Annotated in this window: 17 protein-coding genes; 6 read left to right on the top strand and 11 right to left on the bottom strand. The window is 38.7% G+C overall.

Annotation, left to right across the window (positions count from 1 at the left end; genetic code table 11):
- Positions 1–215 (top strand): hypothetical protein (locus E1176_RS20785; protein WP_185152852.1); only part of this gene is annotated, 215 nt, incomplete at its 5' end.
- Between the two features lie 2 nt (positions 216–217).
- Here E1176_RS20785 and E1176_RS16390 read toward each other — a convergent pair.
- The 3 genes from E1176_RS16390 to E1176_RS16400 all read right to left on the bottom strand — a co-directional run bounded on the left by E1176_RS16390 (position 218) and on the right by E1176_RS16400 (position 2,744).
- Positions 218–1,450, bottom strand: coding sequence for an aspartyl protease family protein (locus E1176_RS16390; protein ID WP_155212014.1), 1,233 nt, complete (start codon positions 1,448–1,450; stop codon positions 218–220).
- Positions 1,451–1,571: 121 nt separating this feature from the next.
- Positions 1,572–2,039, bottom strand: coding sequence for an FtsX-like permease family protein (locus tag E1176_RS16395; RefSeq protein WP_155212016.1), 468 nt, complete (start codon positions 2,037–2,039; stop codon positions 1,572–1,574).
- Between the two features lie 129 nt (positions 2,040–2,168).
- Positions 2,169–2,744: an LOG family protein gene (locus tag E1176_RS16400; RefSeq protein ID WP_155212018.1), complete on the bottom strand. Its 576-nt coding sequence runs from the start codon at positions 2,742–2,744 to the stop codon at positions 2,169–2,171.
- Positions 2,745–2,792: 48 nt separating this feature from the next.
- On the opposite strand from E1176_RS16400, the gene E1176_RS16405 reads away from it, so the two are divergent.
- The 3 genes from E1176_RS16405 (at position 2,793) to E1176_RS16415 (ending at position 5,352) form a co-directional block, all read left to right on the top strand.
- Positions 2,793–3,179 (top strand): RidA family protein, encoded by a 387-nt coding sequence (locus E1176_RS16405; protein ID WP_155212020.1) that lies wholly within the window; start codon positions 2,793–2,795, stop codon positions 3,177–3,179.
- A 180-nt stretch (positions 3,180–3,359) separates the two neighbouring features.
- Positions 3,360–4,769, top strand: a complete 1,410-nt coding sequence (locus E1176_RS16410) for a toxin-antitoxin system YwqK family antitoxin (RefSeq protein ID WP_155212023.1) — start codon at positions 3,360–3,362, stop codon at positions 4,767–4,769.
- A gap of 31 nt (positions 4,770–4,800) precedes the next feature.
- Positions 4,801–5,352: a DUF2911 domain-containing protein gene (locus E1176_RS16415; protein WP_155212025.1), complete on the top strand. Its 552-nt coding sequence runs from the start codon at positions 4,801–4,803 to the stop codon at positions 5,350–5,352.
- Here E1176_RS16415 and E1176_RS16420 read toward each other — a convergent pair.
- Positions 5,349–7,307 (bottom strand): adenylate/guanylate cyclase domain-containing protein, encoded by a 1,959-nt coding sequence (locus E1176_RS16420; protein WP_155212026.1) that lies wholly within the window; start codon positions 7,305–7,307, stop codon positions 5,349–5,351. The genes E1176_RS16415 and E1176_RS16420 overlap by 4 nt on opposite strands.
- Before the next feature lie 58 nt (positions 7,308–7,365).
- Between E1176_RS16420 and E1176_RS16425 the strand changes: the two genes are divergently transcribed.
- Both E1176_RS16425 and E1176_RS16430 read left to right on the top strand, forming a co-directional pair.
- Entirely contained in the window at positions 7,366–7,854 is a 489-nt protein-coding gene (locus tag E1176_RS16425; protein ID WP_155212028.1) for a cupin domain-containing protein, read from the top strand.
- A gap of 85 nt (positions 7,855–7,939) precedes the next feature.
- Positions 7,940–8,404, top strand: coding sequence for a MaoC family dehydratase (locus E1176_RS16430; protein ID WP_155212030.1), 465 nt, complete (start codon positions 7,940–7,942; stop codon positions 8,402–8,404).
- A 327-nt stretch (positions 8,405–8,731) separates the two neighbouring features.
- Here the strand turns inward: E1176_RS16430 and E1176_RS16440 are convergent, their stop codons facing one another.
- The 7 genes from E1176_RS16440 to E1176_RS16470 all read right to left on the bottom strand — a co-directional run.
- The gene (locus E1176_RS16440; RefSeq protein WP_185152853.1) at positions 8,732–9,922 is read right to left on the bottom strand and encodes a M23/M56 family metallopeptidase; all 1,191 of its coding nucleotides are present in this window, start codon (positions 9,920–9,922) and stop codon (positions 8,732–8,734) included.
- 121 nt (positions 9,923–10,043) lie between these two features.
- The gene (locus tag E1176_RS16445) at positions 10,044–10,421 is read right to left on the bottom strand and encodes a BlaI/MecI/CopY family transcriptional regulator (RefSeq protein WP_155212036.1); all 378 of its coding nucleotides are present in this window, start codon (positions 10,419–10,421) and stop codon (positions 10,044–10,046) included.
- A 97-nt stretch (positions 10,422–10,518) separates the two neighbouring features.
- Complete coding sequence (locus tag E1176_RS16450) at positions 10,519–11,922, bottom strand: cytochrome P450 (protein ID WP_185152854.1); 1,404 nt, start codon at positions 11,920–11,922, stop codon at positions 10,519–10,521.
- A gap of 23 nt (positions 11,923–11,945) precedes the next feature.
- Positions 11,946–13,910 carry a tetratricopeptide repeat-containing sensor histidine kinase gene (locus tag E1176_RS16455; RefSeq protein WP_155212040.1) on the bottom strand — a complete coding sequence of 655 codons (1,965 nt, stop codon included), beginning with the start codon at positions 13,908–13,910 and terminating at the stop codon, positions 11,946–11,948.
- 157 nt (positions 13,911–14,067) lie between these two features.
- Positions 14,068–14,928 carry an SDR family oxidoreductase gene (locus E1176_RS16460; protein ID WP_155212042.1) on the bottom strand — a complete coding sequence of 287 codons (861 nt, stop codon included), beginning with the start codon at positions 14,926–14,928 and terminating at the stop codon, positions 14,068–14,070.
- 144 nt (positions 14,929–15,072) lie between these two features.
- Positions 15,073–15,618: a carboxymuconolactone decarboxylase family protein gene (locus E1176_RS16465; RefSeq protein WP_155212044.1), complete on the bottom strand. Its 546-nt coding sequence runs from the start codon at positions 15,616–15,618 to the stop codon at positions 15,073–15,075.
- Positions 15,619–15,743: 125 nt separating this feature from the next.
- A partial coding sequence (locus E1176_RS16470; RefSeq protein ID WP_155212046.1) for an RrF2 family transcriptional regulator occupies positions 15,744–16,180 on the bottom strand: 437 nt, incomplete at its 5' end.

Below are 16,180 nucleotides of genomic sequence, written 5' to 3' on the forward strand. Positions count from 1 at the left end.
ATAAAAGAACCAGAAACATCCCGATTACAATACTTAAAAATGCAAATAAAGACAGCCATTATGCTCAGGCTGAAGAGTTTTTGCTAAAAGAGTCTGTAACAAGTGATTTGCTTTCAAGATCGATTACAAATTCGATACGTCTCAAAAGAATGCAGCAAAATGTAGCGATGTTTTACAGTAAAAAGAAATCTCAATTAAGCACCTGGTTTGGCTGATTTTAAATTTGGCTCTTTAAACGTATTTTCTTTTTTATTTTCTCGCTACCCCTTTGTATTTCAATCCGTAGCTTTTTGTTTTCCCGTGCGTTTAAAAAATTTGTAACCTGATTTAGATGCATGTTTTTGGCTGAAATGCTATTAATAGAAGTGATAATATCGCCTTGAATGAAGCCCGCTTCATCTCCAACAGAGCCTTTTCTAACTTCTATCACTTCAAATGTGTTTAATCTACTTCCTTTGGCTTTCACAACCAGGCCACTGAGGTTATAGCTAAAATCATCTCTAAAGTCTTTGCCTTTTTTTATATAAATTTTCTCACCAGGAAAATCCATGATTACCTTGAGTCTGCTGAGTATCTCACCACCAATCGATCCATTTCTTTCTACTCCACCATATTTTAGGCTATCTAAAAATGAGTTTGAGGTAGGGAATGTAGCGATAAGATCTTCCCACGCATATTTGCCTAACTGAAATGAGCTTAACCGAGCAATGTTTCCTTCTAGTTTTCCGGCAAGACCTCTTCCGAGCTCACTCTTAATATGTTTTTCCGGTATAGTTATTTGCTCGTCAGAGTTTTCTTCAAGTAGTAAGCCATGACTTGCTCCCGTATCTATGAGTAGTTTTACCGGTATTTCTCTGCCGTCTTTATATGAAATCATTCCCCTGACGTAGGGCTTCGTATCCTCTACACTAATGGGTATCTCCTGGTAAGAGCGTTTTTGTCGAAAGTACTGAGGCGTAGTAAGTGTTAGCGTTTTTTGGTCGTAATCTATCTGCACTATAAAACGGCTGAATAGTTCATATCCCAAAATGCCGTGTACATCGGTACCTAGATAATTTCGAAGCTCCAGATAATCTTCATTTAGTACCAGCATAGCGTGCCCTCGGCCTCTTATACCGGGTAGCGTCAATGATACATTATTTGTGACGAAGGCCTCGATTTGTTTTTCTTCACCAATGCCAGATATGAGGTACTTTTTGGAGTAGTTTAAGCCAAGTATATCACTAAAGGCCCTTTCTGTAAGAATGGCTGTTCTTACGCCTGTATCTATAATAAATTTTAAAGGGATTTGATTGTTGAGAATAACCGGTACTACAATCAGGTTATTGTATGTCTCAAACGGAATAGAAACCTTTTTTGTGTTACCTGAAATTCTAAACCCTAGCTGCTGGCCAAAAGAAAATGTGCTTAAGACAAGTAAAAAAAATAGGCCTATTAGGGTTTTCTTCATAGGTGTGCTTAAAAATGTAATAAATTAAAAATTAAGAAATTTTGCAGACAGAAGTTTAAAACCCGAACATATTTTATTCTGGCGTACTTTATTTAACCCAATTTGGGGGATTTCTTATGTTTTATGAAATAGTAGCTCGAGATCGGGAAAATATCCTGAGATAAATCAACCAAATGAGTATAACAATAGCTACACTAGGCAAAATTATGAGCCAATAGTTGTTGCTATTTAAGATTAGAGTCATGTTGATTAGAATTGGGCCTGAGGCTACGTCTAATATCACTAAACCAAGCAAAGTAGCTATTGATGCCACAATTATAGCTTGGGCCAATAGGTATAGTCTCATATTTCTTTTGTGTGCTCCAAGTATTTTAAACAGGCCAAACTCTTTCTTATTTAGTATAGGTTGACCGTTACACGAAGTGGCCAGAAGAATAAAGATGGCACAAATGGTCCCGAAAATACTTTGGTGGTAAATAGATGATAGCAGCCAGGCATAACCAACCGACAAGCCAACCAGCAATATAAGGGCTGGAAGTAAATGTGCTTTTAGTTTTCTAAAGGTTAATATTATCGCATGTTTCAGCATATGCTTATTAAAAGTCAATAAGCATACCAATCACAAAAAAGTCATTTGCAGTGCGATTTAGGCAGTTTGTAAAGTGCAATTAATGTAAACCGTGCATTTTATTTAACTAAAATGTACAGAACTGAACACTTAAGTTCTCTCTAAATTCTGTGCTCCTCCATTGGCATGGATCGTATCAAAGAGATCGAGAATTTCCTGTGGTGAAGATTTATCCTGTAAAATAGTTCGGTGCTTGGCCGATGTAAAGCCACCCGAAGTCATGGTGTTGAGTTGTGCTATTAGGTTGGTGTAATATCCCTCTATATTGAGAAGGGCAATTGGCTTTTTAATAAGCTCTAACTGTACCCAGGTCACGATCTCAGCCAACTCTTCCAAGGTGCCAAAGCCTCCCGGCATCGCAATAAAAGCGTCAGCTAGTTCGGCCATTTTTTGCTTTCTCTCGTGCATAGAAGATACTACATGAAGTTGCGTAAGGCCTAAGTGACCAACTTCTCGCTTCATCAAAAAATCCGGAATAACGCCTATTACATCTCCACCATGTTTTAAAACTGAATCTGCAACGATGCCCATGAGGCCAATATTACCTCCGCCATAGACCAAAGTTTGATTTCTCTCGGCCATCATTTTACCCAGGTCATGGGCGGCTGCCTCATATTCAGGTCTATTTCCTTTACTTGAGCCACAAAAGACACAGATATTCTTCATAATTTAGATGTGTTTAGCGTAAGTAAAGCTAGTAATAAATAAACACAAATGGCTAAAAGAGAAAATATAAGCTCAGGGGCTAAATGGGAAGATGTGGTGGGTTACTCGAGAGCGGTTAGAGTAGGTGATTTAATTGAAATTTCGGGCACAGTAGCACTTAAAGATGGCGTATTAGTAGGCGAAGGAGATGCTTACTTACAAACTAAACGCATAATAGAAATTGCCAAAGAAACTCTGAGTAAGGCAGGCGCTCGATTAGAAGATGTTATTCGAACCAGAATCTATGTAACAGATATCAGTCAGTGGGAGGCCGTTGGCCGTGCACATGGCGAGATATTTGCTTCAATAAAGCCGGCAACCTCTATGGTAGAGGTAAGCAGATTAATAGACCCTGGATTTTTAGTTGAGATAGAATTTACGGCTATGCTTCAGTAGAACCGTCAATATCGTGCTTGTTATCGCTTACCTTTTCGTTAGGGATGACCCAAGGGGCTAAAATTGCCAAAACAAACAAGACTAAAACTAAATATAATGCTCCCATTGATTTGTTATGATTAATGTGTGGGCAAAGATAGCAACGTAAGTATATTTTTATAATAAAATCTCGATCAATTAATGAAACCTCTTCTTTTTATCGGTCTGTTATTAGCAAGTGTCACCCTACAAGCTCAAAAATTGACCAAAGTTTATGCACAGGATAGTTCTGTTTATGCAGTGGGTAAAATAGAAAACGGATTAAAGCAGGGACTTTGGAAATACTATAACCGGGATGATATTAAGGTAGAAGAGGGGCTGTATGTAGATAGTAAACGAGACGATGTATGGCGCACATTTTACCCCAACGGTGCTGTAGAGTCCAGAGTAAGGTTTGAGGAGGGTAAGCCTGTTGAGTACACCAGTTATGCCTCTGCTGGTTATAAATTATTACAAGGCGAGTTTGAGAGTGGGAAAAAATCCGGTACATGGGTCATGTATTATCCTAATGGGCAAAGGCAGGTCGTTTCTACACTTGAAGATAATCTCAAGCAGGGTGAGGAGAGAAAGTATGATGAATACGGCAATTTAGATGAGGTAGCTCAATACAAAAATGACACGCTGCACGGTAAATGGGAGAAATATAATGAACTAAATAGGGTGATTGCCACAGGCACATATGATATGGGTGTGAAAGTTGGGATTTGGAAAGAGTTTTATGATTTTGGACAACTCTACAGTATCGGCAAGTATACCAAGGGGAAGGTAGACAGTGTTTGGGTCGAGTATTTTGAAGACGGTAAAGCAATTGCGCAGCGTGAGTACGACAAAGGCATATCTATCGGTACCTGGAAGTTTTATTATCCCAATGGAAAGCTTGATGAACAATTTGGTTTTGACAATGGATTTAAAGAGGGTGAGTATCTGAAAAACTTTGAATCAGGGAAACCGGAAATTCAGGGATTTTATAAGAACGGCTTAAAAACAGGCAACTGGCGCTACTATAGCAGAGAGGGTTTTATTATTGAAGAGGGGCAATATGCAAATGATAAACAGGTTGGGCAGTGGTTTACCTACTACGATGAAGGTCAACTGCGCAGCGTTGGAAGTTTTGTCGATGGGTTAGAAGATGGAAAGTGGGGTCTTTTTCACGTAACAGGGCTGCTCATGCAGGAAGAGGACTGGCAGATGGGGAAGTTGTGGAATGTGAGCCCTTATTACAATGTTTATGGAGACACACTATCGGCAGGGGATTTTAAAAATGGTGAAGGCACGAAAATAAACTATTACCGATCCGGAAAAATTGAGGTTAAATGTGAGTTTCAAAATGGAGTGCCTCATGGCTCGTGGGTCTACTACTACGATGACGGAGAGATAGCAGAAAAAGGTCAGTTTGAAAAAGGATTAAGAGAGGGTGACTGGACCTTTTACCATAGCAATGGAAGAAAAGCGTCTACAGGAAAGTTTGAGAAAGGACAAAAAACTGGCATTTGGAAATATTACAATCGTAATGGCACCGTGCGAGAAGCAATAGATCATACCGAGAAGTAACTATCTTACCTCATTTTCAGTTTAAGCATACATGAAGAAATTTATTGTAATAGTCGGTATTATTATCGCCTTATTAGCGGGAGCATTTGTTGCTTTAAGAATTTACACAAAACAGTTTAGTCCACAAGAAGAGGCCTCATTTAAAAATGAAGATGTAGACATTGAAGTAAACTACAGCAGGCCATATAAAAAAGATAGAAAGATTTTTGGTGAGCTGGTACCTTATGGGGAAGTCTGGCGCACTGGCGCAAATGAGGCAACTTCATTTACAACCAATGTGCCTCTTAATATTAAAGGAGAGGTTTTACCAGCAGGATCTTATTCTATTTTTACCATACCTGGTGAAGATGTGTGGCAGATAATTTTTAACAGTCAGACTGGTCAGTGGGGAATTGCACTATCGGGAGAAGCTAACTATAATGAAGAAGAAAATGTATTAACGGCCGAAGTTGCTTCGGTTGATTCTCCTGACACGTTTGAGCAGTTTACGATTTCTTTTGAGCAAATGGGAGAAGAAATCGAAATGATTTTAATGTGGGATCAAACACTGGTGGTAGTCCCAATGACTGTGGAGCAAGGTTAACTAATATGGGCCTTCTTTTTCTGACCGGGAAGTCCCATTTTCTTTACCAATTGATCAAATCTTTTATGACCTCTCAACGGTCGCCACATTGGGCTTTGGTCTAAAAATATCATAGCCCCAATGCGTTCCTCAACACATTTTTCCAGGTAGTCAAGGGCCTTTTCTGGTTCAGACAACCCCACATAAAGTGTAGCGTAATCTATATTGTAAGAAACATCGGGTTCTTCTTTGGCAGCCTTGTCTAGCTTGTCAAGGTATTTTAAGGCCTTCTCTTTATTACCCTTTAGGGCATAAGCAAAACCCAATTGCGTGTCATGCTTAATGGCATGTACTGTAGAGGATTCCATATTTTTAAATAAAGCTATCGCCTTATCATATGAGCCTTTCATAAGGAGTGCCCAGGCTTTAAATTCGGTTGCCGCCTTAAAGTCAGGGGCGAAAGATAAAATTTTGTTATACAAACGAATGGCTTCATCATACTGACCCATGAAGTAGTAAAAATCTGCCAATGTACGGTTCGTGTCAGTTGATAGTGGGTCAATCCTCAGCGCTTCTTCAATCTCAATAATTCCTAGCTCATACTCACTGTACAACATGTGGTATAGCGCATGCATAATACGTGCATGAGGTGAATTGACATTTATTTCTTTCGCTTTCAGCACATTTTGTAAGGCACCTTCCCAGTCCCAATCGACAAAAAACTTTACCATAGCCAAGGCTAAAAGGGCTTCTATGTCATCTGAATTTCGATTTAGCGCATGCACACCATACTCTAAGGCTTTTTGCTTTGAGTCATGCACATTCATAAAACCAGTAATGCCAAGAAATGCATAATCAGAGGCAATTTTGCCATAAGGCAAGGCAAAATCAGGTTCTTCTTCAATGGCTTTCTTATAGTATTTGATAGCTACCAGTGCATCAGGTGGTGTCCACTTATTGCTTTCATAAAGCCCTCTTAGATAGTAGTTATAGGCATTTACATTATTCGTAGTTTGTGTAACGATTGATTCGGTCTTTTCTTCAGCCGATAGCTTTTTCCTTAGTTTATTAGCTATAACCCGCGAGATCTCATCCTGCACTTCAAAAATATCTTCCAGCGATCGGTCATAAGTTTCTGACCATATATGGTAGCCATCACCTGCATTTATGAGCTGTGCGGTAATTCGCACTTTTTTACCTGCTTTTCTCACACTCCCCTCCAGTACCGATTGTACGTTGAGTTTATCAGCAATCTCTCTTATATCTTTATTTTGACCTTTAAAAGAGAAACTGGAAGTACGTGAAGTCACTTGTAGACCGTCTACCTTGGTTAGTGCATTTATTAATTCTTCTGTGATGCCATCGCTGAAGTATTCGTTATCTACATCTGCACTCATGTTTACGAAAGGCATAACGGCCACACTTTTAATGCGCTCTTTAACCTTGCCTTGTAGCAGGTCTCTTCTGGGTACTACCAAAGAACCATTTGTAATACAATAAACTTCAATGGGTTTTCTCACATTTTTTAGCTCAAAGCTGCCCATCGATCGCGTTTTGATGTTTTTGTGATTTTTGATTTCGTCAAAAACCTTGTCTGAGATCATAACACTACCAGGCACAGCAAGTGATTCTATGCGTGAGGCAAGGTTTACTCCATCTCCAAAAATACCTTCCCGGTCTTGCACGATGTCTCCCGTGTGTATGCCTATTCTTAGTGGAATTTTTGGCTCTTGGGTAAGCTCCTCCTGAATGGTAATAGCACATAGTGTAGCTTCAATGGCACTTTCAAAAATACTCAGAGTTCCATCACCATAATATTGAATAATCTCACCATGATTGGACTTTATGGCTTTGGTGAGGACTTGTCTTTGTCTATCTCGAAAAGTCTGCGCCTTGGTCTCGTCTTCCTGCATAAGCGCAGTGAAGCCGACCATATCGGTAAACATTATTGCCGCTAATTTCCTTGACCTTTCCACAACTTTAAAATAGAGAATTTTTACAAGACTCGGTGTCAATTTGTGATACCTTTGTCATATGAGTGAATCGAAAAAATGGATAGAAAAGTTGTCTTTAGAGGCTCACCCAGAAGGTGGGTTTTACAAGGAAACCTACAGGTCTTGGGAAACTGGCCAATTCAGCGGCTTTGAGGGGACTAGAAATATATCTACAGCCATTTATTTTATGCTCACCAAAGATAATTTTTCTGCATTTCATAAAATCAAGTCCGATGAGATGTGGCATTTTTATCATGGGTCAGCGATCGTTATTTATGTGATTGATTTGGAGGGGAGACTACAAAAATTGCTACTTGGTACAGACATAGAGAAGGGCCAACGCCCTCAACACCTGGTGAAGGCCGGTTGCTGGTTTGCTTCTAGAATCGAAGAGGAAGGTGATTATGCTCTAACAGGTTGCACAGTTGCACCCGGGTTTGATTTTAGAGATTTTGTAATGGCAGAAAGAAATCAATTAGTAGCCGATTATCCGGCCTATAAAGATCTCATCAAATCACTTACCAGATAGTATTGTAGAAAGTATGCTGCTTGCATACCAAACTTGATTGTAAGCAGATTATTCATTTTCTTCACCGTTCAATTCAAAAACAGCTATGAGTAAGATAATAATCGGTAGTCACGCAGAATTTGAGAAGTTTTTAGGTGAAGAAATTGGTGTTTCTGAATACCTGAAAATTACCCAGGATCAGATAAATAAGTTTGCTGATGCCACTCTCGACCATCAATGGATTCACATCGATCCTGAAAGGGCAAAAGAAAGCGCCTTTGGCAACACCATTGCTCATGGATATCTTACAGTTTCTGTGGCACCTTATTTATGGAGGCAAATTGCCGAAATCCATAACCTAAAAATGATGATAAACTACGGCATAGAAAAGCTGAAGTTTAATCAACCTGTGACAGTAGATAGTGAGGTGAGGTTAAGAGCCAAACTACACTCATTGGTTGATCTCCGAGGAGTGAGCAAGGCACATTTACAAGTAACATTAGAAATAAAAGATAACCCTAAGCCGGCATTTACCGCATTGATCGTATTTTTGTATCACTTCGAAAAGTAAAAGTGATAGGATATGAGCGGCTGCAGTACACAGAAGATTTGTTATGACTCAAAAGTGATTGCAGAAGAAGCTCTAATGCAAAACCGGGCACGCAATAATTATGCGGCAGGGCAGGGGCCAATAAACGTTTACCTGTGTCACATTTGCAATTGCTATCATTTCACATCAAAAGGAGAGCCAAGCGATCTCTTAAAAACTGACAAAGACCGTATTGATCGTTTACGAGAGGCCAGTTATTGGGAGGATAAGTTTAGGAAATAAAAAGCCTTCGATTACTTATAAATTGTAGAATCGAAGGCTCTTATAAATTTTACGACTCGATAAATACTAGCACCCTTCTAGAGAAGGATTAATAGCTATCCCATTTTTGTGAATTTCGTAATGAAGGTGCGGGCCGGTTGATTTACCTGAATTGCCTACATAACCGATAATTTGACCTTTTTTAATAGATTCACCCGCTACCACAACAAATCTGCTCATGTGTGCATATTGCGTTTGATAAATTTCTGAGTGCTTCAATTGAACATAATTGCCTCTATCTTCATCGGAAGTGGCAATAACAACCTCTCCGTCTGCTGTAGCAAATATTGGGGTACCTGGTTTTGCCACCAAATCAATACCTGTGTGAAATTTCTTTACTTTTAGAGTAGGATGCATTTGATTACCAAAACCAGAGGATATTTTTATTATATCACTCTCATTAAGAGGCATTGCGGAAGGCTTTTCAGCAAATTTTTCGATGAAAGGCTGTACACTTGCTGTTATTGGCTTGGTAGCCTCAGTACGATTGGTCATGGCAAGTAGAAGGAGAGCAATTGGCACACACCCAAACAACAAAGCCTTTAGCCATTTGCTTGATTTTCGTTTGTTCATCATTTCAATTCTATTTTTAAGTGGATCAGAAAAATTCAAGGAAAGCAACTTGCTATCGCCTTTACCGATTACGTGTGATAGCAAAGCTGATTGATATTTTAATTTATCTCGAGATTGCTCTAATACGGCCTGGTCGGCAAGGTATTCAAGATTTAATCTTTGAGCGTTTTTAATAAAGTACACAATCGGGTTAAACCAGAAAATGACCGAGGCAATTTCTCCCAGCAATAAATCAAATGCATGTAATTGTTGTACATGGGCTTTTTCATGATTTATGACATATTTAGGAACATTGGTATGCCAGTCTAGCGGCATATAGATATTGTTGAAGATAGTCATGGGCTCGTGCACTCTCTGGTGAAAGTGAACTACAGTATTATCAATTCGTTTTGTGAAAGATTGCTTTTTGATTCTTAAGGCTTTTATAAAACCTATTAGAAGTCTTAATAGCAAAGTGCCTGTTACACTTAAATAAATGATAAAGGCAATGTTGACCCAGGTGGTTGTTGCGGGATTTTTAACATTGAAAGATTTGTCAGAAGCTAAACTCAATTCAGTATTTTGCACCGCCTCTGCCAGGGTGAATGACGGTAGAGATTCCACTATTTGGTGACTACCCAAATTGTCCATCAGAGGTAAAAGCATACAACCGATTAGGCTTACTAATAGATAGTATCTACGAACCGTAAAAAGTGTTGTATGGCGTAAGGTGGCAACATAATACAGCCAAAAGCAGCCAAAGCCGATGGAACCGTATACGAGATAACTAATCATTTTTCTTTCTTTGTTCGATTTGTTTATCTATTTCCTCTTTCAATGACTCCAATTCCTCAGTACTTAAATTAGCACTAGCGAAAAAAGAGGCAAATCCTTGCCATGAGTTTCCGAAGAATTTAGAAACCATACCTTTAAACTGATGACGGAAATATGCATTTTTCTCAACAGCCGGATAGTATTCATTAACCTTTCCGTAGGTATTATGCGCTATAAAACCCTTTTTAACCAGCACCCTTACAACGGTAGAAACCGTTGGGTAAGCAGGTTTAGGGTTTGGCATTGCATCAACAATATCTTTTAAAAACCCTTTTTTTAATCGCCACAAGACCTGCATGATCTGCTCTTCTGCCTTAGTTAGTTCCTTCATAAAGCAATTATACAACTATATTTATAATTATAAAATTATATTTATAGTTATACGGATAATCATGAACTTAGTTAGCTCAAAGTTTCGTAGTAGTAAATTATCTAAGGCTAAGCTTTACTTTAAGGTTTTTAGGAAACATTGTGAAGGCAAAAGACTCAATAACTTCCTCAGGTTTAACCTGTAGGGTAAGCTCAAAATTTTTGCAAATCATGGCAAGTGCCATTTTCATTTCATGTACGGCCAGGTTTCTTCCGGGGCAAAATCTTGGCCCCGCGCCAAATGCCCGCATGATCTGGGGTGAGTGCTTATCGTGCATGGGACATGCTTTGGGAATCCATCGTTCTGGTATAAATTGATCTGCATTGGTAAAGTGAGCATCATCAGTTTGAGCTACTTTGTTCTGCATCATTACTGTCATGCCTTTTTTAATAAATAAGCCATTGACAGTTACATCTTTCAAAGCCTCCATGTATAGGTTAGGTGTAACCGGCTTAAGACGCATTGCCTCCATGGCTACAGCCTCTGTATACCGCATGGCGGCTAATTCTTCATTAGACGAAGGGCACAATTTGTCACCACACACTCTACCAGCTTCTTCTCTTACTTTTTGAAAAACTTCAGGGTGCTGCAGTAAATAAAAGAGTGTCCATGAGATTGAGTTTGACGTAGTGTCTTCACCTGCCAGAAGGATGGTGAAGACATTCCCAAATATTTCCTTATCAGACAATAATCCGCTCGAGCTTTGCTCTACCAGCAGAGCTTCTAAAAAGTTGGTGGGGTTAGCTTGTAGGTCAGCGTTATCTTTTAATCGTTCACGAGCCTCTGCTATAAATTCATGAACAAGTTTTACTATAGATTCAATAGCTTGATCAAACGCTTTGTCTTTTTTGCTTTTGAAGTATCTCCATAGGGGTATGGGTGCCGTTATCCTTTCATTAATCATTGGAAAAACTTTTTCCATCTGATCTTGAATAACGTCTTTTTCTTTTTGCAAAGTATTGATGTCGTAACCAAAAGCTATGTCAGTGGTGATGTCTACCGTGTAACGCACCATTTCCTTTTGTACATCGATAGTGTCGTTTTGCTCGGCAAGTTTAAGCCATCTATCATGTAAGCGATGCGTTACGCGTTGTAAGGTAGGGAAGAAACCCTGTACATTTTTAAGATTTAAGGCCTCTGAGGTGAGTTTTCGATGTATTTTCCACTGTTCACCTTCGGCATTAAATACACCTAAGATGCCCATCTCACTCATTATTTCATCAATTTTTCCAAATCTTCTGAATGCATCGGGTCTTCTTTTAAGAATCTCCTGATTAAGGTCTGGATCGGCTGAAACGATAAATTTTTTGCCCATGAGGCTGATTTTATAAACGTTTCCTACCTCTTTGGCCCATGCCTCTAACACCTGATGTTTATTCTCTGCATTAAACTCAGGAAGATTACCAAGTACTGGCACACCCTTAGGTGAAGGTAGTTTATCAATGTCAAGGGTGTTTTCCATCTTACTCATTTTTCATTACTAATTTACTCTGCTACAACTGCCGGGAGTTGAACGGAGACCTGAGTGCCTTCATTTGGTGTACTCTCAATTTTAATTTTGCCATTAGATTCTTTCGCAAATTCGCGGCTTAGCTTTAAACCCAGCCCAATTCCTTTTTCATTACTGGTGCCTCTGGTGCTTTTAATGTTATTGGCTGACATAATCATATTTATTTTATCTTGGGTCATACCAATGCCAGAGTCTTTAATATTCAGCTGAACATATTTATCATGTTTTACTGCTGTGATTTCTATCTTTCCTTTGTTATACGTAAACTTTACAGCATTGGCAATTAGATTTCGAGTAATGGTTGCTACTACGTCCTGGTCTGCAAATACTTCAATATCTGAAGGTACATCAGTTTGTAAATCGATTAGTTTTTTCTGTATTTGATAATTAAATAAGGAGAGTGTTTGCTCAACAACCCGTCTTAGATTTACTGCTTTAGGTTGAAAATTGAAACCTTGCTGCTGAGTAATAGACCAGGAAAGCATATCATTTAAAAGTGTTAAGGCTGTATTAGAACTTTGGTGGAGGTGCTCCCACATTAGCTCCTGATCTTCTTGTATTATGGGCTCTTCTAGGGGACTCAATAGATCTGTAAGTGCTTTTATATTTCCTAAAGGAGTTCTCAAATCATGCGCTATAAATCCAAATAATTTGTCCTTGGTATTGTTGGCCTTAGATAAAAGCTGTCTGTTTTTATATAGCTTAAAAAGCAAGAAAAGAGACAAAGCAAGTAGTAGTACGAGGAGGCCGCTTAGTACATTCTGTCTTCTAATTACCGTTTGCTTTTCACTGAGTTGGATTTCTTTATCAGCGTTTTGTTGAGCTAAGAAGTAGTTTTCCTGCTCCTTTTTATCAAAATCGTATTTAGCGCGAATCTCTTCAAGTTGTTGATTTTTGTTAGCATCAAACAAACTGTCTTTTGTTACAGAATAGTTTTCGTAGTAAGACAATGCTTTTTTATACTGACCTTGTAACTTGTAATTTTGGGCAATAAGCCGGTATACATGGGGCTTTTCACGGTATTCACCGGTTTGTTTAATTATATCCAGGCTTTGAAGATAATATGAGTGAGCTGAAGCATATTTTCCCTGAAGCATTTTTATCTCCCCGAGGCTGTAATAGATGAAGATTTGCAACGACAAAAAGCGATGCTCAGACTGGACCTCAAGTGCTTTGTTGAAGTAGGTTGTCGCAGAATCATACAGGTTGAGTTTACCAAAAGCTTCACCTATATTTCCATATGAAATAGCCGCTTCTAAGAATTCACCAGCAGCCAGATTAAGATCTAAAGATCTTCGGTATAAATTGATGGCTTTTTGGTAATCTTTCCGAAAAAATGAAACCACACCTTTGTAGCCATAATTAGAGGCAATGCTTAGTGTATCTTGTTGTGTAATGGCCAACTGCAACATTTCATCATAGATCTCTTCGGCTTCGGTAAGTTTTTGCTTACTCATATAGATGCCTGCTAAAATGTTTGATGATTTTATAATACCTAAAGTATCTTTTGCCGAAGTGTATAGTTCTATACTCTCAATGATGGATGTTATGGCTTTTACGTTGTCTCCGGCTCGCCATAATATGTGAGCAATTCCCTGCAATGCTTGTGCTTTGAGAGTAGGATGATCTGTCAGAGAAATTGAGCGCTTATAGTAACTATGAGAGAGATTAAACTCACCTGTCTGATATGTAAAGTCAGCCAAATTTAGTAATGCTTCACTCTTGTATTGATCACTTAAGTGAAGAGTAGCTAATTGTAATGCCTTTTGATAATGCTTCCTTGCTTGCTCTATTTGTGCATCTCTTACCAGCGAATCTGCAATAAATACAGTTGCCGTGTAAGTGTTTTTGTGATTTTCGCTAGATGGTTGGCTACTGAGGTGGGTAGTAAAAAGCAGTAAAAATAAAAAGCAGAATAAGCTGCCTGTGATTGTCTTCAATGATCTTAAGTAATTTTTTTAAAAAATTAAGATAATTGATTGATCATAAAATACCTATAAAAATGAAATAAACGGTAGTAGAACTAAAAGAACATGTTTAAACATGATTTATAATTATAAACCAATGTTTGAAACATGCCCTTGTAATAATTATATTCTAAGCCAATCCAAATGCTTCCAAAAGTTCTTTTTGAATTTCGTTGGTAGTTTTATTGATGGCTTTAGGTGCCTCCCCGCCAGTCATAGAGTCTACAACAACACGTAGAGGGCGCTCGCCAACAGGTTGCTTAATAAGTTTGAGTACAGCGTCTGCCACATCTTGTGGGTTTGGTGCATTCTCACCAGTTAGTTGGTCTCCCATACTACTCCACATTTGATCTGGCACATCAGCTTTTTTACCATACTCTTTTACTCTTGCTTCATCGGCAGGCGATTGCATGTTGTCAAAAAATCCTGTCATAAAGCCACCTGGCTCTACACTTACCAGTTCTATTCCGAGGTCTTTTAGCTCATATCTCAATGATTCGGTATATCCTTCAACAGCAAACTTACTGGCTGTGTAAGCCGATGCAAAAGGTATAACAATGCGACCCATCACGCTCGAAATGTTTATGATTAGGCCGTTGTTATGCTTTCTGAAATTGGGCAATAAAGCACGTGTCAAGCGATGTACACCCATGACATTTACGTCCATAATTTTAGTGAGCTGATCGCTTGTAAATCCTTCGGAAATACCTCCAGAGCCAATTCCAGCATTATTTATAAGTACATCGATTTTATCATGATGTTTGAGCGCTTCTGCTACTCCATTTTCTACTGACTTATCACTTGTTACATCAAGGTCAATAATTTGTACTTTGTCTCCGCCAAGTTTGGTAAGCTCTTCGGCAGAATCTTTATTTCTATTTTTAGGATCTCGCATAGTGGCAATTACCTGATAACCTTTATTGAGTAGTGTTTTAGAAATTAGTTTACCAAAACCACTACTGCTACCGGTGATTAATACTGTTTGTGACATAGTTTTTTGTGATTATATATAATTGATAGGTTAGTAATTGTATAACGGTCTGCTTAAATTAATGTTGCAACATTAAATCCATTGTAACTAAAAATCCCATCTCCTCATGGGAAGAAGATGGGATTAATATTCTATGCGGGTCAATTATGCTTCTGCCAACTCAGGAGCCGCAGGAAAATCAACTTCTGTCTGTGCAATGTGGTTGGTATAGTTGGTTATTGTATTTAAACCTACTAAAACAATTAGCTCAGCTAAAGCAGCCTTAGAGTATCCTACCTCAAAGAAATTATCCATCAGGTCTTGTTTTGGGTATCCTCGATTTTCTGTAATTGACTTAGCCAAGTCAGTTAAAGCTTTGAGTTTTTTATCTTCGATCTGACCATTTCTGAGGGCTACAGTTTCATCTTCGCTAAAACCCTGCATTTTACCTACAGCGGTATGTGCAGCTAAGCAATAGCCACATACGTTAGCCTGACCCACTGCTAATGCAATTGCCTCTGTTTCTTTTCCGGAAAATTCACCCTTACCTAGTGCCTCACCAATACCCAAGGTTGCTTTTAGAGCAGGACCCGAATTACCAATTGCTCGATAGACATTAGGTACAGTACCCATTTTCTTGTCAAGTGAGTCAAAAATTTCTTTTGAGGTTTCGCTAGCTTGTTCTTTACTAATTGCTTCTAGATTTTTCATAATGTGTTATTTTAAAATTGTTATATGTAACATATAATGTTACTGATATAACGACCTTATTTACATTATGTTTAGGTTGTGCTTTATGTATGTTACTTTTTGTCGCTAGGCAGACATACAGAATCTCATAATCCCAGGCGTATGGCTTTGGGGGCTTGTTCGTTGCCTAAGAGATTTTCAAGATTAGCATTTAGTTGAGCAATAGTGCTTTGCTCCAGTACTTGTTTCATTGAATTTTCAGCCTCACCAAATATATCGTGAACCAGCACTTTTAGATTAGAGCTCACCACACAGTCGGGATTAACTTTTGGAGGTTTGAAAAATTCTTCATCTCGTGTTGCCAAGTATATATCCCAGAGGGTAATTTCATCAGCATCTTTTGCTAGGAAAAATCCGCCTTTGGGTCCGCTGTTGCTAGCGATTATGCCGTGATCTCTCAGCTCCTGTATAAGCCTTCTAATAACAACCGGATTTGTTTTAACACTTTTGGCTATAGCTGTTGAAGACAATACCTGATCAGGCATGTGTTGTAAAAAAATACATATCTGAACGGCTGTTGTAT

Source organism: Fulvivirga aurantia (assembly GCF_009711475.1).
Lineage (GTDB): Bacteria > Bacteroidota > Bacteroidia > Cytophagales > Cyclobacteriaceae > Fulvivirga > Fulvivirga aurantia.

Excerpts from the sequence above, each read along its gene's own strand:
- E1176_RS16390 (WP_155212014.1), bottom strand. The coding sequence starts at position 1,450 with ATGAAGAAAACCCTAATAGGCCTATTTTTTTTACTTGTCTTAAGCACA.
- E1176_RS16395 (WP_155212016.1), bottom strand. The coding sequence starts at position 2,039 with ATGCTGAAACATGCGATAATATTAACCTTTAGAAAACTAAAAGCACAT.
- E1176_RS16400 (WP_155212018.1), bottom strand. The coding sequence starts at position 2,744 with ATGAAGAATATCTGTGTCTTTTGTGGCTCAAGTAAAGGAAATAGACCT.
- E1176_RS16405 (WP_155212020.1), top strand. The coding sequence starts at position 2,793 with ATGGCTAAAAGAGAAAATATAAGCTCAGGGGCTAAATGGGAAGATGTG.
- E1176_RS16410 (WP_155212023.1), top strand. The coding sequence starts at position 3,360 with ATGAAACCTCTTCTTTTTATCGGTCTGTTATTAGCAAGTGTCACCCTA.
- E1176_RS16415 (WP_155212025.1), top strand. The coding sequence starts at position 4,801 with ATGAAGAAATTTATTGTAATAGTCGGTATTATTATCGCCTTATTAGCG.
- E1176_RS16425 (WP_155212028.1), top strand. The coding sequence starts at position 7,366 with ATGAGTGAATCGAAAAAATGGATAGAAAAGTTGTCTTTAGAGGCTCAC.
- E1176_RS16430 (WP_155212030.1), top strand. The coding sequence starts at position 7,940 with ATGAGTAAGATAATAATCGGTAGTCACGCAGAATTTGAGAAGTTTTTA.
- E1176_RS16440 (WP_185152853.1), bottom strand. The coding sequence starts at position 9,922 with ATGCTTTTACCTCTGATGGACAATTTGGGTAGTCACCAAATAGTGGAA.
- E1176_RS16445 (WP_155212036.1), bottom strand. The coding sequence starts at position 10,421 with ATGAAGGAACTAACTAAGGCAGAAGAGCAGATCATGCAGGTCTTGTGG.
- E1176_RS16450 (WP_185152854.1), bottom strand. The coding sequence starts at position 11,922 with ATGGAAAACACCCTTGACATTGATAAACTACCTTCACCTAAGGGTGTG.
- E1176_RS16460 (WP_155212042.1), bottom strand. The coding sequence starts at position 14,928 with ATGTCACAAACAGTATTAATCACCGGTAGCAGTAGTGGTTTTGGTAAA.
- E1176_RS16465 (WP_155212044.1), bottom strand. The coding sequence starts at position 15,618 with ATGAAAAATCTAGAAGCAATTAGTAAAGAACAAGCTAGCGAAACCTCA.